The sequence below is a fragment of the Gordonia sp. NPDC057258 genome, from assembly GCF_042668985.1.
Classification (GTDB): domain Bacteria; phylum Actinomycetota; class Actinomycetes; order Mycobacteriales; family Mycobacteriaceae; genus Gordonia; species Gordonia hongkongensis.
The window spans coordinates 221115-244051 of the sequence record NZ_JBHUXZ010000003.1 but is presented as its reverse complement, the minus strand read 5'-3'; the positions used below and the strand labels follow the sequence as shown (position 1 = coordinate 244051).

Sequence of the window (22937 nt, the reverse complement as noted above, 5' to 3'; positions counted from 1 at the left end):
CTCGCCTGGCGGCTCGTTGCCGGCTCAACCAGCGGGGGTGGGCGACTCGCCTGGCGGCTCGTTGCCGGCTCAACCAGCGGGGGTGGGCGACTCGCCTGGCGGCTCGTTGCCGGCTCAACCAGCGGGGGTGGGCGACTCGCTCCGCTCGGGGCCGGCTCAACCAGCGGAGGGTGCCGGCTCAACCAGCGGCAACGGCGCAATCGTGCCGCTTCCGTTCGTCGGACCGGCCATACTCATGCGATGAGAACTCGCACGACCAGGGTGGTCGTCCGCAGCGTGTACGGCACCGCCGCCGTCGAGTGGTTCTTGATCCTCGCGATCGCGACGATCATCGTCACGCGCCTGTATCTGCACCTCACCGGGTATCCGCAGGTCGGAAGCGGAACACTGCACATCGCGCACGCGCTGTGGGGTGGCGCGCTGATGATGCTGGCGCTCATCACCGGATGGCTGTTCCTCGGGGCGACGGCGCGGGTCATCGCGATCGTGCTGGGCGGTATAGGTTTCGGGTTGTTTCTCGACGAGGTCGGCAAGTTCGTCACCCGCTCCAACGATTATTTCTACGGGCCGTCGGCGGAGATCATGTACGTGCTCGTCGTGATGATCCTGTTGATCAGCCGCGTCGTCCGGGATGTCAAGCGGCCCACCGGCGCCGAGGCGCTCGCCAATGCGGCGGTCATCGCGGCCGACGGTGTCGCGCACGGGCTTCCGGAACGTCGTCGACGCCAGGCCGAAGAGTTTCTCGTGGTGGCCGAGGGCAAGGGGCTCGACGCCGAGACGATCGGTCACATCCGAGCGCTCCTCGAATCCAGCGAGGGTACGCCGGACCGGTTGATGCGACTCCGCGACCGGGCGGTCGCCCTGATCCCGGACTTCTTCCGCAGTCCCCGATGGATTCCGGTCGTCGGGTGGGGGTTGGTCATCGCGGCCGCACTCACCGTCATCGTCGGCGTGCTGAGCTTCTACTTCTCCGGAGACCGCAGCGAAGAACTCGACATCTACATCGAACTCACCGGCAGCACGCCCGCCACCTGGATTCTGTTGATCAGCGGGATCGCGACACTCGCCCTGGCGCTTCCGGCGATGGTCGCGCGCCGGCGCGGTGTGGAGCCGGCCGGGCCGCTACGAGGGCTGCGTATCGCCGCCCTGGTGTTCATGCTGTCGAACGCTCTCGTCGACTTCGCGCTCGAGGGCTTCGGTGCCCTGTTCAACCTCGCCCTGGGCTTGTTCGCCCTCAGCATCGTGAGTTTCCACCTCGCGCAGGCGTCCGTCGCGTCGGACGGCAGTCGTGATCAACTGAGGGTGTGACTCATCTCGATCGGACTGTGGCTGCCGCGCGTGTCGAGGGCTTCGACCGGCGGACCGCGGACGTCCCCGGCGCACGGGCCGCCTCGGTCGTCCTCGCGGTAGCGGAGAAGGACGGCCGTCAGGGGATCTGGCTGTGCAAGCGTCCCACGACGATGCGACGCCACGCCGCCCAATTCGCACTTCCCGGTGGCCGGCTCGACCCCGGCGAGGACCACGTCACGGCCGGCCTGCGCGAACTCGACGAAGAACTCGGCATCCAGCTGCCGCCGAGCTCGGTGCTCGGGGCGCTCGACGACTATCCGACGCGCTCGGGTTTCGTGATCACCCCGATCGTCTGCTGGGCCGAGGAATACCAGGAGCCGACGCCCAATCCCGACGAGGTGGCGCTGCTGTTCTTCGTCACCTTCTCCGAACTGCTCGTCGAACCGCGGTTCCTCACGATCCCGCAGTCCGATCTCCCGGTCATCCAGCTGCCCATCGTCGGGTCCCTCGTCCACGCGCCGACCGCCGCGGTGATCTACCAGTTCGCCGAGGTGGTCCTGCGGAACCGGCAGACACGGGTCGACGGCTTCGAGCAGCCGGTCTTTGCCTGGAAATAGCCGCTCAGCCGGCGACGAGTCGCTGCTCGGCCCGACGCACGTAGGGCCGGGCTCCCGTGTCGCGGGCCACCCGGACGGCATCCTGCAGGTCGGCGGTTCCATCCAGCCCGACGACCTCGCGCGCGGTTCCGCGATACAGCGTCGCGGGTCCCAGACACACGAGTCCGGGCCATTGCACCACCAGGCCCGACGACCAGTCGGCGGTGAACGGCTCGATGCGGCGGCAGATCTCACCAGCGGCGTCGCGGTGACGGGAATCGCGAGACACCGCGTAGAGCGTCTCGATGAGCAGTGGAACGCGCGCCACCACGCGCGAACCGGCCCACTGGTCGGCGTCCGCGGTCAGCTCCGTCGCGAGTTCGAGGGCACGGTCGAGGTCGCCGCTCTCGGCGGCGCCCAGTGCGATCACCAGGGTGAAATCCTCGTCCACCTCTTCCGCGAGCGCATCGAACGGCGGCAACGCCGAGGCGAGCTCGCCGCGGTGCCACGCGGCGATCGACGCGCTGGTCGCCATCGACGACTCGGCGAGAAGTCGTGCACGGTCGGACAGCCCGCCGACCGTCGCAGCGAACCTCTCGGTCAGTGCCGTGCTGGTGTCGTAGTCGCCACGTAACAGCGCGATCATCACCTGCCACCACAACTGCATCGTCTCCACATCGGTACCGCCGATACGTCCGGCGAGCCGGGTGAACTCGGTGGACAGGCGTCGCGCCAGACGCAGATCAGCCGCCTCCAACGCGCAGACACGTTGCAGATGCAGAGCGGTGGCGCGTCTGTGGAGGTCGCCGGCCGACAGTTCATACAGCTCCCGCGCGATCTTGCGTCGATCCGCCAGACGGTCGGGAACCCACCGGACGAGGAACTCGGCGAGGTCGATCTCGAAATCCACGGCACCGCTGTCGTGGACGACACGTGCGGCACCGAGATGGTCGTCGGCGCCCGGCAAGCCGAGGACGGTCAACCGGGCTGCCTCCGACGCATGAAGGCGCGCAACCACTTCGGGGTCCAGGGCCTCGCCGTGCGTCAGTGCCTCGCGGGCGAGAGCGGCATGGTCGGTCTGGACGACGCCGTAACCGGACCAGTAGCCCGCGACCCCGTTCGGTGCCGACAGCAGTGCGGTCTCGGCGAGCGCGGGCCAATCCCGCGTCAGCCGACTCACCGTCGCCGCCGATTCGAAAGAGTCCGCAGCCGAATCGAACTCCCCGATGCGCAGCGCGGCGGTGCCGGCGATCCGGCGCAATTCGACGGTCGAGTCGGGGTCGAGTCCGGGCAGACCGAGCCCACGTCGTGCCAGGTCGAGCGCACGATGATCGGCCGTTGCCGAGAGTGCGCGGTGAGCCGTCCCGATGCATGTGCGAGCGGCGACGGCGGTCGAGTCCTCGTCGACGGCGCACTCGACGCGGTGCACGGCCAGTGACTCGAGATCGTCGGGACGCACCGCTTCGAACGCAGCGGCGAGCCGCGCGTGCGCCTCGATCCGTTGCTCGCGCGAGAGGTGGTCGGCGAGACCCTTCGTGACGCTCGCAAGCTCGCTCCTCAGGGGGCTGACGAGCCCGCTGCGGACTGCCTCGTCGGCCACGCCCTCACCGAGGGTGCGGGCCACCTCGGTGAACACATCGTCGGGGAGATCGCCGCCTGCGATCGTCACGGCCGTGACGAGCGCACGAGCGGCAGGGGAGAGATCGTCGAACCGCGTCGAGTACATCGATCGGGCGGGATGGTCCCGGTCCGGCGGCGCCCCGGTCCAGGCGATGGCGCACAGTTGTTGCACCACAGCAGGATTGCCGAATGACTGCGCGACCAGCGCGTCAGCGTCGACCCGGCCCGTGTCACCGAGCTGCTCGAGACGCCGAACGATCAACGCGCGCACGTCGTCGGAGCCGAGTTCGGTCAGACGCACCTCGGCGACCGGCCCGTGCCGGTTCAGTGTCGACCGGAGGATCTCGACGGGCTCGGCGTCGGGGTCGCGGCAGGTGACCAGGACCGTCATCGGTGCCTGTCCGATACCTGCAAGCACGCGTCCCAGCACAAGAGCCGAGTCGGCGTCGAGCCACTGGGCGTCGTCGACAAGTAACACCGATCGCCCGTGCTCGGCGACGTCGGACCAGATGCGGGCGGTGAGGTCGGCGACGATTCGCGTCGTCGGTACGGAGACCGGGGACTCGCCGAAGAGTTCCTCGAGGCCGCCGAACGTCGGTCCGGGCGGGCCGGGTCGGCCGATGAAACGGCGGGCCGCGGCACTGTGCCGTGCGATGAGGTGCTCGACCAGCGCGGTCTTCCCGATGCCCGACGGGCCGATGAGGACCACACCCGCGGGACGGTCCGCGCCGGTTTGCCAGACCTGTTCGAGCACTGCGTGTTCGGCGACTCGGCCGATGAGTTCGCGTACCGGCTGCGGCGTGGCGGAGGTGGCGGAGAGCGGCGAGACCGCGGGAGACGGGTCGAGCAGGTCGTCTTCCAGCGCGACCGTGTCGGGATGCGGATCGAGACCCAGGTCGTCACGGAGGGCCTGCCGGAGTCGGCGCAGTACGCCGAGGGCGTCGACCGTGCGTCCGTCGTCGTGCAGCGCACGAGCGAGGGTCCGCGCGGCGCCCTCGCGGTAGGGGTCCCGTTGACACAGCGGCGTCAGCAACGCGACCGAGCGACGGTACTCGCCGACCGTGCGCAGCGCGTCGGCTGCGGTCTCGGTGAACTCGGCACGTATCTCCGCGAGCCGGACGAGTTCGGGTGCGATGTCGGCGATGTCGGCGATCTCCGGAAGCGGTTCGCCCCGCCATAGTTCGAGCGCTCGGCACAACACCTCTGCGCCGGCCCGGGGGTCGGACCGGACGAGCTGCAATCCCTCCTGGCCGAACTGGTCCAGCAGATCGAGGTCGGTGACTGCGCCGTCGCAGTGCAGTAGGTATCCCGCGGGGACGGTGTCGATGCGGACGACGCCGGTCGGGGCGAGCGAGCGTCGAAGCCGGGACACGTATCCGTGCAGTGTGCTCGCCGCCGACGCCGGTGGACGACCACGCCACAGGAGCTCGGTCACCCGCTCAGGCGAGCACGCGGTCCGTTCCGCGGCGAGGATGGCAAGCAACTCGGCGTGCTTGCGGGCTGTCATCGGGATCGGCGACCCGTCGGCAGCCGTGACCGACAGTGGACCCAGGACCCGGATCGCCAGATGTGGTTCAGAAGCCAACTCACGCGCCGTTCGTCGGGCCGCACCAGTCGCGCACAAGGCTAACACCAGCGCGGGTTGTCAGCGTTGGCGTCATGACAACCACTGCACACACCCAGAACCAGAACCACGACGCGTTGGATGGCGACACACCCGGCCCGTTTCGCAGCCCGAGCTGGCCGGTCCTACGCCGTCTCAGCGGCGGCGCCCTGACCCTCGGCGGAGTCGCCTGCATCGCCGGCGGGACGTTGCATCCCATCGTCGACGGCGAGGCCCACTCCGTGGAGGCGCTTCAAGCGGTGGGCTCACCGTGGGCGCAGATCCTGCTCGCCGTCGGCACGACGCTGCTGCTGCTCGGCCTGCCCGGGATGTACGCGTGGCTGGCACCCCGGATCGGGATCGCCGGGCTGATCGGCCTCGTCGCCTACGCGGTCGGCAATCTCGTCACCGCGACCGGGCACCTCATCGTCGAGCTGTTCGTCGCGTACCCGTTCGCGCATGACCCGGACAAGGCCGCGCTCATCGCCGCCGACGACTCGATGCTGGGCACCACCGCTTTCGAGCTGCTCAACACGGTCGGCGGGCTCGTGATGTTGGTCGGTATGGGGATGTTCGGCGCCAGCCTCATCCGCAACCGGGCTGTCCCGCTCTGGATCGGCATCCTCACCGTCGTCGGCATGGTCGGTTTCATGCTGCCGATTCCCGCAGTCGCCGGAATCTCGGGATTCATCTACGAGGCGCCGCGTGGAATCGCCATCGCCGCGATCGGAGCACTGATGGTTCGCCGGTGATGTAGATCACAACGCCGGTGGGGATGAAATCGGACCGCGGTCCGGTTAGTGTCTGGTGACGGGTCGCGAAGGCCCACCAGCCATCGATCGAGACCCGAACCGAAAATTTTTGGAAGGACCACGACATGACCTCCGCCACCACCGTCAAGGCACCCATCCCCGCCGGCACCTGGACCATCGACTCCGTGCACTCCGCGGTGAACTTCTCCGTGAAGCACCTCATGGTCAGCAAGGTCCGCGGCAGCTTCGACACCTTCTCCGGCACCATCACCGTCGACGAGGACGGCACCCCCGCCGTCCAGGCCGAGATCGACGTCACCTCGATCAACACCCGCAACGAGCAGCGCGACGGCCACATCAAGTCCGCTGACTTCTTCGACGCCGAGAAGTTCCCGACGGCCACCTTCGTGTCCACCGGCGTGCGCCAGAATGGCGACGACTACCTCCTCGACGGCGATTTCACCCTGAAGGGCGTCACCAAGCCCGTGACCCTCGAACTCGAGTACCTGGGTACCAACCCCGGTATGGGCCAGGGCACCGTCGCCGGCTTCGAGGCGAAGATCGTGCTCAGCCGCAAGGAGTTCGGCATCGACATCGAGATGCCGCTCGAGGGCGGTGGCGTCGTCGTCGGTGACAAGATCACCATCACGCTCGAGATCGAGGCCCTGCAGGCCTGATCCGCACGATCCCCGATGGACCGGCACCGTGAGGTGCCGGTCCATTTGTGGTTTCGACACGCCGCGTGGCCGCTTCGCGTCCGCGTGGCGGCTCAACCAGCGGGGGATGGCCGCGTGGCCGCTTCGCGTCCGCGTGGCGGCTCAACCAGCGGGATGGTCGGCTCTCCCTTGGGTAGGCTTCGGGGAACGCCGTCAGGCAGGAGAAGCCGATGGGACGACCACGCCGGACCCGTCGTGGTGTGCCGTGGACACGTCTGCGCCGACGCACCGCGGGTTTCTTGTGGGGTACCTCCACGGTCCCGAGCCCCCGGGGATGGGCCCGTATCGGTCCGCCCATGCGCAGCAAGATCGCCCTCCACGCCACCGTCACCGCGATGACGGCCGTGATCGCCAGCAATGCGGTGATCGGCGTCGAGACCTTCTTGCTCGTCCAACTCGCCTTCAACGGCGGACAACTCACCTTCGACGAGACGCTCGGCGCGCCGAACTTCCCGGTGGTCGTGGGTGCGATCATCGTCGGCATTCTCACGAACCTCTTGCTGGGGATGCTCGCGGTCCGGCCCCAGCTGCGCTGGTTCATCAGCTGTCAACCCGCCGACCATGCCCGTCGACGCGCCGTACAGCGGATACCGATCGTGCAGCTCGGAGTCACGGTCGTCTCCTGGAGCGCGGCGGCCCTGTTCTACGTGTTCATCGCCGAAGAACTCACGACCGCGACCGTCGCCGGCGTCGCGGTCGCCTTCGCGCTGGCCGGTATGTCGAGTGCCTGTCTCACCTATCTGTTCGCCGAACGCGCGGCCCGCCCCCTGGCCGTCGTCGTCCTCGAGGACTTCCCCACGAACCACGTCATGAACGGTGTGCGCGTGCGAATGCTGGCCGTGTGGGCGGTGAGCTCGGCGGTGCCGATGGTCGGTCTGCTGACGGTCAACGCGGGGCGCTGGACCGGTCTGCTGCCCGACGTCTACGGCGCGGTCGACTGGACGACCGTGATCCTCTGCCTGGTGGGCCTCGCATCCGGAGCCCGTGTGATCGCGCTTGTGGGACAGGCGATCACTGATCCGCTGACGGAGATGCGCCGGGCGGTGCACCGCGTGGACCACGGCGACTACAAGGCTCGCGTGCCCGTCTACGACTCCTCGGAACTCGGTGTGCTGCAACACGGTTTCAACAGGATGGTCGAGGGTCTCGCCGAACGGGACCGCATGCGTGAGATATTCGCGCGACACGTCGGCGACACCGTGGCCGAGCTCGCTATCTCCGACGGTGTCGGCATGCACGGCACCAACACTCGCGTCGGTGTCCTCTTCGTCGACATCGTCGGCTCGACCGGGCTGGCGCAGCAGCGTAGTCCCGACGACACCGCCGCCCTGCTCAATGCCTTCTTCAGCATCGTCGCCGACGTCGTCGATCAACATTCCGGGTTCGTCAACAAATTCGAGGGCGACGCCGCGCTCGCCGTCTTCGGTGCGCCCGTCGAGATCGACGACCCGGCCGGCGCCGCACTCGGCGCCGCCCGCGACCTCGCCGACCGTCTCGCCAGCAGCCTCGACATCCGTTGGGGGATCGGGGTTTCCTACGGCGAGGCGTTCGCCGGCAACATCGGCGCCGAACGACGCTATGAGTACACCGTCATCGGCGACCCGGTCAACGAGTGCGCACGGCTGTCCGACATGGCCAAGACCGGACGCATCCCGGCTCTGGCCAGCGGCGCGGCCGTCGAGGCCGCCGGCGAGGAAGCGCAGGAATGGAAGCTGCTCGGCACACGGATCATGCGCGGCCGTTCCGAGCCCACCGCCTTTCATGCACCGATCGAACTCGTCGAGCGGCTGGGGACGTCGACCAACCTCATCGCGGAATTGCTACGGCCCGCACGTCGCATCGTCGGCGCCAACCCGTTGCGGCTGACCACATTCTTCGGCGGGTGAAGCCCTCGCTGCGCGCGGCGGAAGAGATGAATCGTTGACGCCGTCCCTATGCGTCAATAGCGTGGGCCGCACGGTCCCGGCTATGTTGCCGGGCATGACGACGCATCTCAGGGGGTCGCGATGAGTGGTTGGACGACAGCGGACGTGACGGACCAGACGGGCCGGACGTTCGTGGTGACCGGTGCCAACAGCGGTCTCGGGTATCAGACCGCGAAGGTGCTCGTCCGCGCCGGTGCAGAAGTGGTGCTGGCGTGCCGGAACACCGCCAAGGCCGATGCCGTGGCGTCGGAGCTGGGGCCGAAGGCGACCGTCGCCAAACTGGACCTCGCCGACCTCGAATCCGTGCGCGCCTTCGCCGCCGGGGTGACCGGCGCCGACGTGCTGATCAACAACGCGGGACTGATGGCGGTCCCGTTCCGACGCACCACCGACGGTTTCGAGATGCAGATCGGCACCAATCATCTCGGGCATTTCGCCCTCACGGCGCTGCTGCTGCCGAAGATCACCGAACGGGTGGTCACCGTGTCGTCGACGATGCACCAGATCGGCGACATCCAACTCGACGACCTGAACTGGGAACAGCGCCGCTACCGGCGCTGGCGGGCCTACGGCGACTCCAAGATGGCCAACCTGATGTTCGGCAAGGAGCTCGCCGCACGGCTGGCGGCGGCCGGGTCGTCGAAGAAGTCGTTGATCGCCCATCCGGGTTACGCCTCAACGGAATTGCAGGGCAGAAGCGAGAACTTCTCCGACTTCTTCGCGAAACTGGGCAACAAGCTGCCGATCGCCCAGCCGGCGGCCGACGGGGCGCTGCCCCAGCTCTACGCGGCGACCCTGCCGGATGCGAAATCCGGGACGTTCTACGGGCCGACGCAGTTCTTCGGGATGCGCGGCGCCCCCGGACGTAGCGGGTACAAGAAGGCCGCCGACGACGTCGAGTTCCGGGCAGCGCTGTGGGAGGAATCGGAGCGGCTCACGGGGGAGAAGTTCGACGTCGGGGCCGTCGGCTGAGCGTAGCGTCGAATGGCTCCGATCCCACGAACGGACGAATCATGTTTGAGGTAGAGAACTTCGGACGCTGCATGGCTTAGATTCGCGGCATGACCCTCTCGAAACGTTCCTTGCGCATCATGCTGGCCGGAGCGGCATGCGTCGCCGGCGCGACTTTCTCCACCGTCGCGGCCCCGTCGGCATCGGCCGAACCCACCGGTTGCGTCGCCGGGGCGGCCGTCGTCGTCGCCGCGTCGTACTGCAGTGGCGGTACGGGGGAGCACCGGGTGCAGGCAGCATGTCTGGACTCGACCATGGTCGCGACACTCACCAACGCAAACGGCCCCTGGCGCGCACCGGGGCAGCTGTCGGTCGTGACCATCGGCGCTCAGACGTACGTCGGGAAGTGCATACTCCCGGTCATCGCGATCACCGGCGTGCGGTGATCCTGGCGCGCACCCTGGTTCTCGGCGCCCTGTGCGTCGGCAGTGCTGCGCTGTCGGCGGTGTCCGCGTCCTCGGCATCGGCCGAACCCACCGGTTGCGTGGCGGGGTCGGCGATCGTCGTCTCGGCGTCGTACTGCAGTGGTGGCACCGGTGAGCACCGGGTGGAGGCGGGCTGCATCGTTCCGGCGCTCTACGCCACGACCTTCGAAGCGTATGGGCCCTGGAGAAGCCCGGGGCAACTGTCGGTCGTGACCACCGGAGCGCCGACGAGAGCGGGGGAGTGCATTCTCCCCATCCAGGTCTTCGTCGGGGTGCGCTGAACCGGTTGAAAAAGGCCCGACTACTGGACGCTGAACGCGATGCTGTTCGACGCGCCCGAGATGGTGTCGGTGACGCGGATCGTGAAATCGCCTGCGCCCTTGAAGAAGTAGGACTTCACCGCGGTGCAGTCCTGGGTCTTGAACAGCGAGGCCTGCTTGGGGACCTTCGGTCCGGACAGGCGGACCTCCATGCGGCACTCGTTGCCGTCGACGATCGGCCCGGCGTCGATGATCGAGTTCCAGCGCACGCCCAGACGCGAGTTCTTCGGATAGGTGTTGGGCACGACGGCCGCGGTGTTGTTCGGTGTGTACACCCAGACGTTGATCGACTTGATGCCGTTCGGTGCGCCGGGGCGGCCGAGCTTGCCGTAGTGCGTGACCTTGTCGCCGCCGGACGAGCCGAGCGCGGAGCTGCCGGAGTCGAGGCTGCCGCTCGCGCTTCCGAAGAGTGTGTCGAGCGGGTTGGCGGTCGCCGGTGCGACGGGCAGTGCCAGTGCGGCGGTGGCGAGCAGGGCGGCGGCGATACGGGTGCGCTTCATCGACTTCTCTCGGTCCTCGCGGTTTATAACGAAATGATTAAAGCATGAGGATCGGCGTGTGCGTAGACAACTGCCCCCGCTGTTTGAGCCGGGACCGAGCGAAGCGAGGCGCCGAGTCGAAGCCACCTGGTGACCTCGACGGGCGCGGCGTTCTCGCTGCGCTCGGTCGACGCTGCTCGGCCAGCGGAGGGCGGCCCAGGTCACCACACCCCGGGCGGCCGCAGTTGAATGCTGATACGGGCGCCGACGCCGCGCACCTTGGGAACCGCGTGCTCCCAGGTGCGCTGACAACTGCCGCCCATGACGAGTAGGTCGCCCGACGACAGCGTGAATTTCAGTGACCGCCCGCCACCGCGGGGTCTGAGCATCAGTGGCCGAGGTGAACCGAGCGAGATGATGGCGACCATCGTGTCGTGTGTGGATGCCCGGCCGATGCGATCGCCGTGCCACGCAACCGAGTCATTGCCGTCGCGATAGAGGCTGATCCCGGCAGTCGCGAATCCCTCCGGCAGTTCGTCGCGGTAGTGCTCGGTCAGTGCGGCGCGTGCGCCGGTGATGATCGGGTCGGGGAATCGGTCATCGGCCTGGTAGATCGAGACGAGCCGCGGAACCTCGACCACCCGCTCGTACATACGACGACGCTCGGCCCGCCAGGGGACGCACTCGCGGAGGCGGTCGAAGAGGTCGTCGGCTCCACTGATCCAACCGGGACACAGGTCGACCCACGCCCCCTCGGTCAGTGTGCGACGCGAGATCGATGTCGATAGGTCGCCGAGCGTCGGCTGCGCTGACTGCTCAGAGAACAACGAGCCCTGGGTGCCGAGAGACATGACTTCAGGCTACACCCAGATCGCACGTGTGTTCGAGTGCTTTACCTAGGATTCGTGCGCGACAGTTCCGGAAGCAGGTCGAACCGTCCTGCGACGAGGGCGGACCGTTTCGCGCGAGACCAGCCGTGGACACGGCGCTCGGCCGCGTAAGCCTCGCCGATGTTGGGGAACTCCTGCTGGAATACGAGCCGGACGGGCCGACGAGGACGTGTGTAGCGCGAGCCGTTTCCGGTCTGGTGCTGGTCGACTCGATGCTCGACGTTCCGAGTGCTCCCGACGTACAGCGTGCCGTCGGAACATTCGAGGATGTAGAGGAAGCCACTCATGGTGTGACTGTCGAGGATTGCTGCGACAAATCGGTCGATGCCTCCACAGCCAGCGGATCGTGGTGAGTCTGTCCACAGGGTCGTTGGCTCGGTTTCGCGTATCGGTCGCCAAGTGGCTTCGACTCGGCGCCTCGCTTCGCTCGGGGCCGGCTCAACCAGCGGGGGTTGGCCGCCGCTGGCCGAGCAGCGTCGACCGGGCGCGGCGCGGACGCCGCGTGCGTTGAGGTCCCTTCGCATTATCGGTCGCCAGGTGGCTTCGACTCGGCGCCTCGCTTCGCTCGGGGCCGGCTCAACCAGCGGGGGTTGGTCGAGCGTCGCGGGGAGGTCGCGTGCGTTGAGGTCACCTCGCATGATCGGTCGCCAGGTGGCTTCGACTCGGCGCCTCGCTTCGCTCGGTGCCGGCTCAACCAGCAGTGGATGGTGCCGGCTCAACCAGCGGGGGGTCGGGTCAGCCGGCGCGAGTGGCGTCGGAGACCGGCGTGATCGGGAGGCGCAGCGCGCCGGGCGCGTGGGCGGGGACCGTCGGGTGGTGGGGCTCCACCGGCTGGACGGGCCGGTACGCCGCACCGAGCTCGGGCCGCGGGTCGGCCTCGCCGGCATTGGGCCACATCGCCAGGGCGCGTTCGGCCTGCGCGGTGATGGTCAGCGACGGGTTGACGCCGAGGTTGGCCGAGACGGTCGCGCCGTCGACAATGTGCAGCCCCGGGTGGTTGAACACCCGGTGGTACGGGTCCACCACGCCGTCGGCCGCCGAGCGTCCGATCGAGCAGCCGCCCAGGAAGTGGGCCGTCATCGGGATGTTCAGCAGGTCGACGATGGAACCGCCGGCGTCGCCGTCGATCTCGCGTGCGACGGCGCGCACCGCCTCGTGTCCCTCCGGGATCCACGTCGGCGGGGGATCGCCCTCGCCCTGCCGGCTGCGCAGCATCGGGCCGAAACGACCTCGGCGCGAGAACAACTCGAGCGAGTTGTCGGCGGTCTGCATGACGAGTGCGATGATGGTGCGCTCCGACCAGCGTCGTACCTAGAGTCCGCGAAGCGTGATCACCGGGTGACGGACCATCTCGATCAGCGCCTGCAGCAGTCGCGGCAGCGGACCGCCACCGTCGACGAGAATGGCCTGCAACATGCCGATGAGGTTGCTGCCCTTGCCATATCGCACGGGTTCGATGTGCGTGTGGTCATTGGGGTGGAACGACGACGTGATCGCGACACCCTCGGTGTAGTCGATGTCGAGGTCGCGTGCGGTGGCGGCCAGGACCGCCTCGGAGTTGGTGCGGACCACCTTGCCCAGGCGCGACGACAGCCCGGGCAGGTGGCCGCCCTGCTGCATGTCCAGCAGCAGCTTGTTGGTGCCGTACGTCCCGGCGGCGAACACCACGTGATCGGCGGTGAAGGTGCGGCGCCCGCGGCGCGACCAGCGTCGGCCCGACCGGTGCGACTCCACGACGTACCCGCCGCCCGAACGCGGCCGGACGGTGTCCACGGTCGTCATCGGAATGATCTCGGCACCGGCCTGTTCGGCCAGGTAGAGGTAGTTCTTGACGAGCGTGTTCTTCGCTCCCACCGGACATCCCGTCATGCAGGCGCCGCAGTCGGTGCACCCGGTGCGTGCCGGGCCGGCGCCGCCGAAGAACGGGTCGTCGACCGTCTTGCCCGCCTCGCCGAAGAACACGCCGACCGGGGTGTGGACGAAGGTGTCGCCGACTCCCATCTCCTCGGCGACCTTGCGGATCACGCGGTCGGCGGGCGTCACCTTCGGATACGTGGTCACGCCGAGCACGCGTGAGGCCTGGTCGTAGTACGGGTCGAGCTCGGATGCCCAGTCGGTGATCGATCCCCAATGCGGGTCGTCGAAGAACGTCGGCAGCGGACGGTACAGGGTGTTCGCGTAGTTCAGCGATCCACCGCCGACGCCCGCACCGGCCATCACGAGCACGTCGCGCAGCAGGTGCATGCGCTGCACCCCGAACAGTCCGAGCGCGGGTGCCCAGACGTAGTCCTTGAGGCGCCAGCTCGTCTTGGGCAGCTCGCCGTCGGAGAAACGCCGACCGGACTCGATGACCGCGACGCGGTAGCCCTTCTCGGTGAGTCGCAGGGCCGCAACCGATCCGCCGAAACCGGAGCCGATGACGATGGCGTCGTAATGGTCAGGGGTGGAACTCACGGTGCGACGGTCCTCTCGGTGTCGGATTCGGTGGCGTCGGATGCGGCGTCTGATCCGGTGGTGACTGCCTGGTCGACGGGTGCGGCGGGGATCGCGGCGTCGAAGCGGTGGTCGGTGGGTTCGAAGGACGACATCATCCGGCGGAAGTCGCTCGTGAACTTCGGCCACATCACCGAGTTGCGACCGGTGGAGTCGAGGTACCAGCTCGAGCAGCCACCCGAATTCCAGACGGTGCGTTCGAGTTCGGGATCGAGTTCGGAGTTGTAGCGGTCCTGTGCATCCTCGGTGACCTCGAAGGTCGACCGGCCGCTACGCGAGAGTTCGGCGAGTGCCTTGCTCATGTAGTACGCCTGCGGCTCCAGCATCAGCACGATCGAGCTGTGACCGAGATTCGTGTTGGGGCCGTACAGGAAGAACAGATTGGGGAAGCCGTGGACCTCGACCCCGCGGTAGGCGCGCGGCGAACCCTTCCACGCGTGGGCCAGCGTGCGGCCGTCGCGCCCGGTGATCGCCGACGCGATGGGCGGCTCGGTGGGGGTGAACCCGGTCGCGAAGACGACCGTGTCGACCTCGTGCTCGCGACCCTGGTCGTCGACGGCACCGCGTGCGGTGAGGCGGGTGATTGCTCCAGTGACGGTCGCGTTGTCGCGCTGGAGGGCGGGGAACCACTTGTTGGTCAACAACATCCGCTTGCAGCCGATGGTGTAGTCGGGGGTGAGCCGACGGCGTAGCGCACGGTCGCGGACCTGGACACGCAGCTGGGCCAGCGCGATGGTCTTCGCGATCGGCAGCAGCTTGGGATTGCGGGCCATCATGAGGACGTAGGCCTCGCGATAGGTCCACACCATCCGCCGGACCAGTCGGTGGATACCGGGAACCCGACGATAGAGCGCGCGTTCGAGGGTGCCGATGTTGCGGTCCAGACGCGGGACGACCCAGGCGGGGGTGCGCTGGAAGACCGTGAGATGCCCGACCTCGTCCACGATCTCGGGCACGATCTGGATCGCCGACGCGCCGGTGCCGACGATCGCGACGCGTCGACCGTGCAGGTCGTGGGAATGGTCCCAGTCGGCGGAGTGGAACATCGTGCCGGTGAACTCGTCGGCGCCGGGGACGGTCGGCAGGCCGGGTTCGGACAGCGCACCGGGCGCCGCGACCAGGTAGCGGCACCGGATCTCACCGTCGGTCGTGTCGACGACCCACTCCTGCGTGCCACCGTCCCAGCGCGCCGACGTCAGCGCGCAGTTGTATCGGATCTGATCGGCGAAATCGACTGCGACCGAGCGTAGATACCGATGGATCTCGTCGCGACGCCCGTAGGTGTGCGACCACTCCGGGTTCGGCGCGAACGACAACGAGTACAAGGACGTCGGGACGTCGCAGGCCGCGCCCGGGTAGTCGTTCTCGCGCCAGACACCACCCGCGCCGTCGCCGCGCTCGATCGCCAGGGTCTGCAGCTGCGGATGGTCCTTTCGCAGACGATGCAGGGCGGCGAGGCCGCCGAATCCGACACCGACGACGAGGACGTCGACGCGCCGGGGCAGCGTGTCCTGCTGCGCGAGGGTCGGACTGGGTTCAGTCATGAGACAGGAGTTCCTTCCATACGGGCAGGAGTCGGTCGAGCAGCGCGCGGTCGGCGTCGGGCGAGCGCAGGATGCGCGACACCGCGAGTCCGCGTGCGAGTTCGATGGAGAGTTCGAGTTCCGCGGCGGTGTACCGGTCGCCGAACAACTCGGCACAACCGACGGCGAGGGCGTCGGAGACCTGTTGTTCGAGCGGGATGATCGCGGTTCGTAGCCCGACGTCGCAGCGGGCGGCGACCCACAACTCGAGAGCGGCGTCGAACAGCGGACCGCTGAACGCCTCGACGAGGATCTCGAGTCCCTCGTCGCCCGTGCGGGGCCGCGACAGGATCTCTGCCAGCCGGCGTTCGACGAGGTGCCCGACCGCGGCGACCACCAGCGATTCCCGGGTGGGGAAGTGATGCAGCAGGGCGCCGCGCGAGATCCCCGCGCGGCGGTTCACCTCCTGCGTGGTGGTGGCTGCGTAGCCGACGTCGACGAGGGCGTCGACGGCCGCGTCGAGGATGAGCGCACGGGTGGTCGCGGTGCGTTCGGCCTGCGTACGACGACGCGGGGCGCGGGTGGGCTCGGTCACATCAGTGACGGTAGCACAAACAGTCCGGACTGCTTGTAAGTTTCCAAGAGATCGCGGCGCGTAAGTTGGACCGCATGCGATTCGGACTCTTCATTCCCCAGGGCTGGCGTCTCGATCTCGTGGGTGTGGAACCCGCGGACCAGTGGGGGGTGATGTCGTCGGTCGCCGACCGCGCCGAGTCGGGCGGCTGGGACTCGATCTGGGTGTACGACCACTTCCACACCGTCCCGCTGCCCACCGACGAGGCCACGCATGAGGCGTGGACTCTCGTGGCCGCCCTGGCCGCCACCACGAGTCGGGTCGAGATCGGCCAGATGTGCACCGCGATGGGTTATCGCAACCCGATGTACCTCGCGAAGGTCGCCGCCACCGCGGACCTGATCTCCGGCGGTCGCGTCCAGATGGGCATCGGTGGCGGCTGGTACGAACACGAGTGGCGTGCATACGGTTACGGATTCCCGTCGGCGGGTGAGCGGCTGGCGCGGCTCGACGAGGGAGTGCAGATCATGAAGCAGGCCTGGGAGACCGGACGGGCGACGCTCGACGGCAAGCACTACACCGTCGACGACGCCATCTGCGCCCCGCAGCCCACGGCCGGGCGGCTGCCACTATGGATCGCCGGCGGCGGGGAGAAGAAGACGCTGCGTATCGCGGCCAAGTACGCCGACTACACCAACTTCGACGGCACGCCGGACGGGTTCGCGCACAAATCGTCGGTCCTGCAACAACATTGCGCCGACCTCGGACGCGACTTCGCGTCGATCACCCGCTCGGCCAATTACAACGTGATGCTCGGCGAGACCGAGGCCGACGTGGAGCGCAAGCTCACCGACCTCGAAGCCCGGCTGAGCAAGATCGTCGGGCCCGACGCTGCCTCCGGCAGTTTGGGCGCGTTCCGGGGGATGCCCGCGGTTGGGACGCCTGAACAGGTCGCCGAGAACCTTCGCGGGCTCGCCGACGCCGGGATGTCCTACGGGATCTGCTACTTCCCGAACATCGCCGTCGACCGCGAGGACCTCGAGATGTTCGAGCAGCGGGTGATCCCGGCGTTGCGCTGAGCTTCAGGCTGTCGGGTCACCAAGTGGCTTCGACTCGGCGCCTCGCTGCGCTCGGGGCCGGCTCAACCAGCGGGGGTGGTCGCCAAGTGGCTTCGACTCGGCGCCTCGACCTCGACGCGCTCCTTCGTCGCTTGCTCGGCCCGGCGGCTGCGCTCGGTGCCGGCTCAACCGGCGGGGTGGAGTCACAACCGGCGCAACCGCTCGGCGGCTTCGGCGATCACCTCGTCGCGTTTGGCGAAGGCGAACCGGAGCATGTGGTGCCAGGGTTCGCGGTCGTCGGTGAACACACAGACCGGCACCGCGGCCACGCCGATGCGTTCGGGCAGCGTTCGGCAGAACTCGATGCCGTCGTCGATGCCGAGAGGACGAGGGTCGGCGCAGACGAAATAGGTTGCCTCGCTACGGTGTACGGCGAAACCGGCGTCGGACAGTGCGGTCGAGATCAGGTCGCGTTTGGCCTGCAGCCCTCGCGCCGACTCGTGGACCCAGTCCAACTCGTGCTCCAGCGCGTGCGCCACCGCGGGCTGGAACGGCCCGGAGCCGACATAGGACATGTACTGCTTCGCCGTCCGTGCCGCGGCGACGAGTTCGGGCGGACCGCTCACCCAGCCGACCTTCCAGCCGGTGCAGTTGAAGGTCTTGCCGGAGCTGGAGATCCGCAGGGTGCGTTCCCGCATACCCGGCAGCGCCGCGAGCGGGGTGTGCGTCCGTCCGTCGAAGACCAGGTATTCGTAGACCTCGTCGGTGACGGCGATGACGTCGTGCGCGACGCACAGCCGTGCGATCTCGGCCAGGTCGTCGGTCGACAGCACGGTCCCCGTCGGATTGTGCGGGCTGTTCACCACCACCATCGATGTCTTCGGCCCGAAGGCCGCGGCAAGACGCTCGCGGTCAAGTCGGAAGCCGTCGCCGTCGGGGACCAGCGGCACGACGCGCCGCACACCCCCGGCCATCGCCACGGCGGCGGCGTAGGCGTCGTAGTAGGGCTCGATCATGATGACCTCGTCACCCGGCTCCACCAGACCGACGACGGCGCCGGCGATCGCCTCGGTCGCGCCGACCGTGATCAGCACCTCGCGGTCGGGGTCATAGTCCAGGCGATACCGATCACGCTGCTGCCGCGCCACCGCGTGCCGCAACTCCGGCACACCGATACCCGGCGGGTACTGATTGCGGCCGTCGCTGATCGCCTCGCGCGCGGCGTCGAGCATCGATGCCGGCCCGTCGGTGTCGGGGAAGCCCTGCCCGAGGTTCACGGCGTCGTGCTCGACGGCCAGCGCCGACATCTCGGCGAAGATCGTCGTGGTGAACGGACGCAGGCGGTCGACTGTCCGGTTCGCGGATGACATGTTCCAACAGTGGCACAGGTCCTCTCTTCAACGGTCGCGGTGGGCGCTGCGGGGGTGACAGACTGACCCCAGTCGCCGACACGGATGAGGAGGAGCGATGCCGCGCAATCCCGGCGAGCACTTCGCCGGCTACACCATCATCCGACTCGTCGGCCGGGGTGGCATGGGCGAGATCTACCTCGCGCGGCATCCCCACCTGCCGCGGAACGAGGCACTGAAGGTACTGCCCGCCGACCTCAGTCGCGACCCGATGTACCGGCAGCGTTTCGTCAAAGAGGCCGAGCACGCGTCGAGCGTCGTCCACCCGTCGATCGTGACGATCTTCAACTCCGGCGAGTACGACGGCCACCTGTGGATCGCGATGGAGTACATCGACGGCATCGATGCGCTGAAGCTCTTGCGCCAGACCCCGCGGGGACTCGACACCGCGACGGTGATCGCGATCGTGCGCGCGGTGGGCGCCGCGCTCGACCGGGCCCACGCGACGGGGTTGCTCCATCGCGACGTCAAGCCGGCCAACATCCTGCTGCAGGGCGCGGGTGGTCCGGAACCGCGGGTGTTGCTCGCGGACTTCGGGATCGCCAAGTCGGAGCAGGACGTCAGTCATCTCACCTCGACCAACGTCTTCCTCGGCACCGTCGCGTATGCCTCACCCGAACAGCTGCTCGGCGATCCGGTCGACGGCCGCGCCGACCAGTACGCGCTCGCGGCCACCGTCTTTGAACTGCTCACCGGGCGGCCGCCGTTCCAGGGTGCCGGCACCGCGTCGATCATCGCCGGCCACCTGCAGGCGATGCCGCCGCGACCGTCGACCCTGCGCCCGGGTATCTCGGGCGACGTCGACGCGGTGTTCGGTCGCGCCCTCGCGAAAGAGCCGGACCGCCGGTACGGGTCGTGCCGCGACTTCGCCGTCGACCTCGAACGCGCGCTCACCGTTCCACAGCTGTCCAAGGAGCCGACGGTGCGCGCGCCGTCGCCCGTGCCACCGGTTCCGGTGGCCCCGCCCGTTCCGGTGAACCCCCTGTCCTATCCACAAGGGCCGCAGCAGTATTCGCCGTACCAGTCGCAGCCGGGGACCTACCCCGGCGGGTTCCCCTCGCAGGGTGGCTACGCACCACCACCACCGCCGAAGAAGCGGTCCGGGCTGCTGATCGCACTGGGGTCACTCGCGGCCGTCCTCGTGCTCGCGATCGCGGCCGGGGTCGTCTACGTGGCGACGCAGGTGTCGAGTGCACCGACCGCGAGTGACACCTCGACGTCGCGCTCCACCACGGCCGCCGGGCCGGAGACCTCGACGTCCGCCGCCGGCACGTCTGCTCCCCGCACCACCGACTCCTCCACGTCGCCGGTCAACGGACCGGGGGACGTGCAGGTCGGCGAGTGCATCGGCATCGCGACCGACTCCGGATCGGCGACGAGCGTGAACGCGTCGAAGGTCGACTGCGACTCGGCCGGTCTCAACTTCTACACCGCCTCGAAGATCGCCGCGTCGACATCGTGTGCGAGCCCGCAGAACTCGACACTCACCTTCCCGGGCAGCTCCGACAAGGTCTGTCTCACGCCGAATTTCTACGAGGATCTGTGTTATCTGGTGCCGCTGTCGGGCGGTTCCCTCGCCGACTACCGGGAAGCCCCCTGCACGAGCGCCGCAACGGCGCAGACCGTCCTCGCCCGTGTCACGACGCGGTCGGATGCGTCGGTGACTTGTTCGGGCGAGGAGACGACATGGGTTTTCTACGAGCCGGAGTCGATCGGGTACTGCCTCGTCGAGACGTGAATCGACCCTTCGTGACGCGCCCTCCGCAAGCTCCGGGCGCTCCTCAGGGAGCAGTGGACGCGCCCTCCGCAAGCTCCGGGCGCTCCTCAGGGAGCACGGGGCAAGTAGCACTTCAGGTGCTACCCTGCAGGAATGAGGACGATCGGTATCCGCGAGCTCAGGCAGCACGCCTCGCGGTATCTCGCGCAGGTCGAGGCCGGGGAAGAGTTGGCCATCACCAACCGAGGCCGCACGGTTGCGCGGTTGGTCCCGGTGTCTGCGGGGGAGAGAAGTAGAGACGCGCTCATCGAGGCCGGGATACTCCTGCCGGCCCGACGTGCGGGCGGCATAACCGGGCTGCACCCCGAGACGTTGCCGGCGCGCGCGCTCACCGAAGTCCTCGACCAGGTTCGCGAGGATCGTTGATCTATCTCGACACCGCAGCGATGGTGAAACTCGTGGTGCGCGAGGCCGAGACCGCTCAGCTGATCGAGTGGCTCGCGCTGCATCCAGGGGTCCCGACCGTGACGAGTGCGCTGGGACGAGTCGAATTGATGCGCACCGCGTTGCGTGATGGCAGCCCGGGCCTTCATGAGCGAGCGCGTGTTCTCCTCGATGCTCTGGACGTGATCCCGCTGAGCGTTACCGTCATCGACATCGCCGAATCGATCGGCCCGTCTTCGCTGCGCTCGCTCGACGCCTTGCATCTCGCCTCTGCGAGCGTCATACGCGCCGAGATGAGTGCCTTCGTCGCTTATGATCACCGGCTTCTGGCGGGCGCATCGACGCTTGGCTACCCGACCGTTGCTCCCGGCGCCGAATCGTGAATCACCCGGCTGAACCCTCACCGATCGTCGGGCCGAGGAGGTCGTCGGCGTCGGTGATGCGGTAGGCGTACCCCTGTTCGGCGAGGAACCGCTGGCGGTGCGCCGCGTAGTCGGCGTCGAGGGTGTCGCGCGACACCACCGAGTAGAAATGCGCCTGTCCGCCATCGCGTTTCGGTCGCAGCAGCCGGCCGAGGCGCTGGGCCTCCTCCTGACGTGAGCCGAACGTCCCCGACACCTGCACCGCGACCGACGCCTCGGGGAGGTCGATGGAGAAGTTCGCCACCTTCGACACGACGAGGGTCTGCAACTCGCCGGAGCGGAACCGGTCGAACAGGACCTCGCGTTCCTTGTTCTTCGTCGATCCCTGGATCACCGGGGCGTCGAGTTCGCGGCCCAGTTCCTCGAGCTGGTCGATGTAGGCGCCGATGATCAGGGTCTGCTGACCCCGGTGCTTGTCGAGGATCGCCTTGACCACGTTGACCTTGGTGTGGGCCGTCGAGCAGAGCTTGTACTTCTCCTCGGGCTCGGCGACGGCGTACTGCAGGCGTTCCTCGTCGGTCAGGGTCACCCGGACCTCGACGCAGTCGGCCGGCGCGATCCACCCCTGCGCCTCGATGTCCTTCCACGGGGCGTCGTATCGCTTGGGTCCGATCAGGCTGAAGACGTCGCCCTCGCGGCCGTCCTCGCGGACCAGGGTTGCGGTGAGGCCGAGACGACGACGCGATTGCAGGTCGGCGGTCATCCGGAAGACGGGGGCGGGGAGGAGATGGACCTCGTCGTAGATGATCAGACCCCAGTCGCGGGAGTCGAACAGGTCGAGATTCTTGTACTCGCCCTTCGACTTCCGTGTCATCACCTGATACGTGGCGATCGTGACGGGACGGATCTCCTTGCGCTCGCCCGAGTACTCGCCGATCTCTTCTTCGGTGAGCGTCGTGCGCGCGATGAGTTCACGTTTCCACTGGCGGCCGGCGACCGTGTTGGTCACCAGGATCAGCGTCGTCGCGCCGGCCTTGGCCATCGCCGCCGCGCCGACCATCGTCTTGCCGGCACCGCAGGGGAGCACCACCACACCCGAGCCGCCGGCCCAGAACGAGTCGGCTGCCATCTCCTGGTAGTCACGCAGCTGCCAGTCGTCCTGGGCGAGGTCGATGGCGTGTGCCTCGCCGTCGACGTACCCGGCGAGGTCCTCGGCCGGCCAGCCGACCTTCAGCAGCACCTGCTTGAGACGACCGCGCTCGGACGGATGCACGATGACCGTGTCGTCGTCGATGCGCGCACCCAGCATCGGGGCGACCTTCTTGTTGCGCATCACCTCGATGAGGACGGCCTGGTCGAGGCTGACGAGTGTCAGTCCGTGCGCCGGATGCTTGACCAGTTGCAGGCGACCGAACCGGCCCATGGTGTCGACGACGTCCATCAGCAGCGGCTGGGGCACCGCGTAGCGCGAGTACGTCACGAGTGCGTCGACGACCTGTTCGGCGTCGTGACCTGCGGCGCGGGCGTTCCACAGCGCGAGCGGGGTGACCCGGTAGGTGTGGACGTGCTCGGGGGCGCGTTCGAGTTCGGCGAAGGGTGCGATCGCCGCGCGCGCCGCCGCGGCGTCGGGGTGATCCACCTCGAGCAGCAGCGTCTTGTCGGATTGCACGATCAGGGGTCCATCGGTCACCCGCTCCATTGTCCAGATCGCACCGACGATTGTCAGCGTC

20 protein-coding genes and 1 pseudogene are annotated in these 22937 nt (G+C 68.2%); 12 read left to right on the top strand and 9 right to left on the bottom strand.

Annotated features, from left to right (window positions below):
* Nucleotides 1-261 precede the first annotated feature (261 nt).
* Nucleotides 262-1308, top strand: a complete 1047-nt coding sequence (locus tag ACFUEJ_RS04415; protein ID WP_165630896.1) for a hypothetical protein — start codon at nucleotides 262-264, stop codon at nucleotides 1306-1308.
* On the top strand, nucleotides 1305-1907 hold the full coding sequence (locus ACFUEJ_RS04410; protein WP_058253922.1) for a CoA pyrophosphatase: 603 nt from the start codon (nucleotides 1305-1307) through the stop codon (nucleotides 1905-1907). Before ACFUEJ_RS04415 ends, ACFUEJ_RS04410 begins: the two co-directional genes overlap by 4 nt.
* A 4-nt stretch (nucleotides 1908-1911) precedes the next feature.
* Here ACFUEJ_RS04410 and ACFUEJ_RS04405 read toward each other — a convergent pair whose 3' ends face one another.
* A complete protein-coding gene (locus ACFUEJ_RS04405; protein WP_240199403.1) occupies nucleotides 1912-5091 on the bottom strand; it encodes a BTAD domain-containing putative transcriptional regulator in 3180 nt (1059 codons plus the stop codon).
* 74 nt (nucleotides 5092-5165) lie between these two features.
* On the opposite strand from ACFUEJ_RS04405, the gene ACFUEJ_RS04400 reads away from it, so the two are divergent.
* The 6 genes from ACFUEJ_RS04400 to ACFUEJ_RS04375 all read left to right on the top strand — a co-directional run bounded on the left by ACFUEJ_RS04400 (nucleotide 5166) and on the right by ACFUEJ_RS04375 (nucleotide 10219).
* On the top strand, nucleotides 5166-5861 hold the full coding sequence (locus ACFUEJ_RS04400) for a hypothetical protein (RefSeq protein WP_205334215.1): 696 nt from the start codon (nucleotides 5166-5168) through the stop codon (nucleotides 5859-5861).
* A 125-nt stretch (nucleotides 5862-5986) separates the two neighbouring features.
* Nucleotides 5987-6538, top strand: coding sequence for a YceI family protein (locus tag ACFUEJ_RS04395; RefSeq protein WP_205334214.1), 552 nt, complete (start codon nucleotides 5987-5989; stop codon nucleotides 6536-6538).
* Nucleotides 6539-6747: 209 nt separating this feature from the next.
* Nucleotides 6748-8463, top strand: a complete 1716-nt coding sequence (locus ACFUEJ_RS04390; RefSeq protein WP_280360739.1) for an adenylate/guanylate cyclase domain-containing protein — start codon at nucleotides 6748-6750, stop codon at nucleotides 8461-8463.
* Between the two features lie 120 nt (nucleotides 8464-8583).
* A complete protein-coding gene (locus ACFUEJ_RS04385; protein ID WP_205334212.1) occupies nucleotides 8584-9474 on the top strand; it encodes an oxidoreductase in 891 nt (296 codons plus the stop codon).
* Nucleotides 9475-9563: 89 nt separating this feature from the next.
* A complete protein-coding gene (locus tag ACFUEJ_RS04380; RefSeq protein ID WP_280360743.1) occupies nucleotides 9564-9899 on the top strand; it encodes a hypothetical protein in 336 nt (111 codons plus the stop codon).
* Entirely contained in the window at nucleotides 9896-10219 is a 324-nt protein-coding gene (locus tag ACFUEJ_RS04375) for a hypothetical protein (protein WP_280360745.1), read from the top strand. Before ACFUEJ_RS04380 ends, ACFUEJ_RS04375 begins: the two co-directional genes overlap by 4 nt.
* Nucleotides 10220-10239: 20 nt before the next feature.
* On the opposite strand, the gene ACFUEJ_RS04370 is transcribed toward ACFUEJ_RS04375, so the two are convergent.
* The 6 genes and pseudogenes from ACFUEJ_RS04370 to ACFUEJ_RS04345 all read right to left on the bottom strand — a co-directional run bounded on the left by ACFUEJ_RS04370 (nucleotide 10240) and on the right by ACFUEJ_RS04345 (nucleotide 16238).
* Nucleotides 10240-10758, bottom strand: coding sequence for a hypothetical protein (locus ACFUEJ_RS04370; RefSeq protein WP_137810545.1), 519 nt, complete (start codon nucleotides 10756-10758; stop codon nucleotides 10240-10242).
* 200 nt (nucleotides 10759-10958) lie between these two features.
* A complete protein-coding gene (locus tag ACFUEJ_RS04365; RefSeq protein WP_280360747.1) occupies nucleotides 10959-11588 on the bottom strand; it encodes an alpha-ketoglutarate-dependent dioxygenase AlkB in 630 nt (209 codons plus the stop codon).
* A 41-nt stretch (nucleotides 11589-11629) separates the two neighbouring features.
* The gene (locus ACFUEJ_RS04360) at nucleotides 11630-11914 is read right to left on the bottom strand and encodes a GIY-YIG nuclease family protein (protein WP_205334209.1); all 285 of its coding nucleotides are present in this window, start codon (nucleotides 11912-11914) and stop codon (nucleotides 11630-11632) included.
* A gap of 448 nt (nucleotides 11915-12362) precedes the next feature.
* Nucleotides 12363-14081 (bottom strand): annotated as a pseudogene (locus ACFUEJ_RS04355) (GMC family oxidoreductase N-terminal domain-containing protein).
* A complete protein-coding gene (locus ACFUEJ_RS04350; protein ID WP_280360750.1) occupies nucleotides 14078-15664 on the bottom strand; it encodes an NAD(P)/FAD-dependent oxidoreductase in 1587 nt (528 codons plus the stop codon). Before ACFUEJ_RS04350 ends, ACFUEJ_RS04355 begins: the two are co-directional and overlap by 4 nt.
* Nucleotides 15657-16238, bottom strand: a complete 582-nt coding sequence (locus ACFUEJ_RS04345) for a TetR/AcrR family transcriptional regulator (protein ID WP_058251656.1) — start codon at nucleotides 16236-16238, stop codon at nucleotides 15657-15659. The genes ACFUEJ_RS04350 and ACFUEJ_RS04345 overlap by 8 nt, the downstream gene beginning before the upstream one ends.
* Nucleotides 16239-16312: 74 nt before the next feature.
* Between ACFUEJ_RS04345 and ACFUEJ_RS04340 the strand changes: the two genes are divergently transcribed.
* Nucleotides 16313-17296 (top strand): LLM class F420-dependent oxidoreductase, encoded by a 984-nt coding sequence (locus ACFUEJ_RS04340; protein WP_388027752.1) that lies wholly within the window; start codon nucleotides 16313-16315, stop codon nucleotides 17294-17296.
* A gap of 182 nt (nucleotides 17297-17478) precedes the next feature.
* On the opposite strand, the gene ACFUEJ_RS04335 is transcribed toward ACFUEJ_RS04340, so the two are convergent.
* Nucleotides 17479-18645, bottom strand: a complete 1167-nt coding sequence (locus ACFUEJ_RS04335; RefSeq protein ID WP_280360752.1) for a pyridoxal phosphate-dependent aminotransferase — start codon at nucleotides 18643-18645, stop codon at nucleotides 17479-17481.
* Between the two features lie 97 nt (nucleotides 18646-18742).
* Between ACFUEJ_RS04335 and ACFUEJ_RS04330 the strand changes: the two genes are divergently transcribed.
* The 3 genes from ACFUEJ_RS04330 to ACFUEJ_RS04320 all read left to right on the top strand — a co-directional run bounded on the left by ACFUEJ_RS04330 (nucleotide 18743) and on the right by ACFUEJ_RS04320 (nucleotide 21228).
* Entirely contained in the window at nucleotides 18743-20422 is a 1680-nt protein-coding gene (locus tag ACFUEJ_RS04330) for a protein kinase (protein WP_280360754.1), read from the top strand.
* Nucleotides 20423-20554: 132 nt separating this feature from the next.
* Complete coding sequence (locus tag ACFUEJ_RS04325) at nucleotides 20555-20827, top strand: type II toxin-antitoxin system prevent-host-death family antitoxin (RefSeq protein WP_280360756.1); 273 nt, start codon at nucleotides 20555-20557, stop codon at nucleotides 20825-20827.
* The gene (locus ACFUEJ_RS04320) at nucleotides 20824-21228 is read left to right on the top strand and encodes a type II toxin-antitoxin system VapC family toxin (protein ID WP_280360757.1); all 405 of its coding nucleotides are present in this window, start codon (nucleotides 20824-20826) and stop codon (nucleotides 21226-21228) included. Before ACFUEJ_RS04325 ends, ACFUEJ_RS04320 begins: the two co-directional genes overlap by 4 nt.
* Nucleotide 21229: 1 nt before the next feature.
* On the opposite strand, the gene ACFUEJ_RS04315 is transcribed toward ACFUEJ_RS04320, so the two are convergent.
* Nucleotides 21230-22897, bottom strand: a complete 1668-nt coding sequence (locus ACFUEJ_RS04315) for a DNA repair helicase XPB (RefSeq protein WP_321179980.1) — start codon at nucleotides 22895-22897, stop codon at nucleotides 21230-21232.
* Nucleotides 22898-22937 lie beyond the last annotated feature (40 nt).

Bases quoted from the DNA above. Each gene is read 5' to 3' on its own strand.
- ACFUEJ_RS04400 (WP_205334215.1), top strand. From the start codon at position 5,166: ATGACAACCACTGCACACACCCAGAACCAGAACCACGACGCGTTGGAT.
- ACFUEJ_RS04395 (WP_205334214.1), top strand. From the start codon at position 5,987: ATGACCTCCGCCACCACCGTCAAGGCACCCATCCCCGCCGGCACCTGG.
- ACFUEJ_RS04390 (WP_280360739.1), top strand. From the start codon at position 6,748: ATGGGACGACCACGCCGGACCCGTCGTGGTGTGCCGTGGACACGTCTG.
- ACFUEJ_RS04385 (WP_205334212.1), top strand. From the start codon at position 8,584: ATGAGTGGTTGGACGACAGCGGACGTGACGGACCAGACGGGCCGGACG.
- ACFUEJ_RS04380 (WP_280360743.1), top strand. From the start codon at position 9,564: ATGACCCTCTCGAAACGTTCCTTGCGCATCATGCTGGCCGGAGCGGCA.
- ACFUEJ_RS04370 (WP_137810545.1), bottom strand. From the start codon at position 10,758: ATGAAGCGCACCCGTATCGCCGCCGCCCTGCTCGCCACCGCCGCACTG.
- ACFUEJ_RS04365 (WP_280360747.1), bottom strand. From the start codon at position 11,588: ATGTCTCTCGGCACCCAGGGCTCGTTGTTCTCTGAGCAGTCAGCGCAG.
- ACFUEJ_RS04360 (WP_205334209.1), bottom strand. From the start codon at position 11,914: ATGAGTGGCTTCCTCTACATCCTCGAATGTTCCGACGGCACGCTGTAC.
- ACFUEJ_RS04350 (WP_280360750.1), bottom strand. From the start codon at position 15,664: ATGACTGAACCCAGTCCGACCCTCGCGCAGCAGGACACGCTGCCCCGG.
- ACFUEJ_RS04340 (WP_388027752.1), top strand. From the start codon at position 16,313: ATGCGATTCGGACTCTTCATTCCCCAGGGCTGGCGTCTCGATCTCGTG.
- ACFUEJ_RS04335 (WP_280360752.1), bottom strand. From the start codon at position 18,645: ATGTCATCCGCGAACCGGACAGTCGACCGCCTGCGTCCGTTCACCACG.
- ACFUEJ_RS04330 (WP_280360754.1), top strand. From the start codon at position 18,743: ATGCCGCGCAATCCCGGCGAGCACTTCGCCGGCTACACCATCATCCGA.
- ACFUEJ_RS04325 (WP_280360756.1), top strand. From the start codon at position 20,555: ATGAGGACGATCGGTATCCGCGAGCTCAGGCAGCACGCCTCGCGGTAT.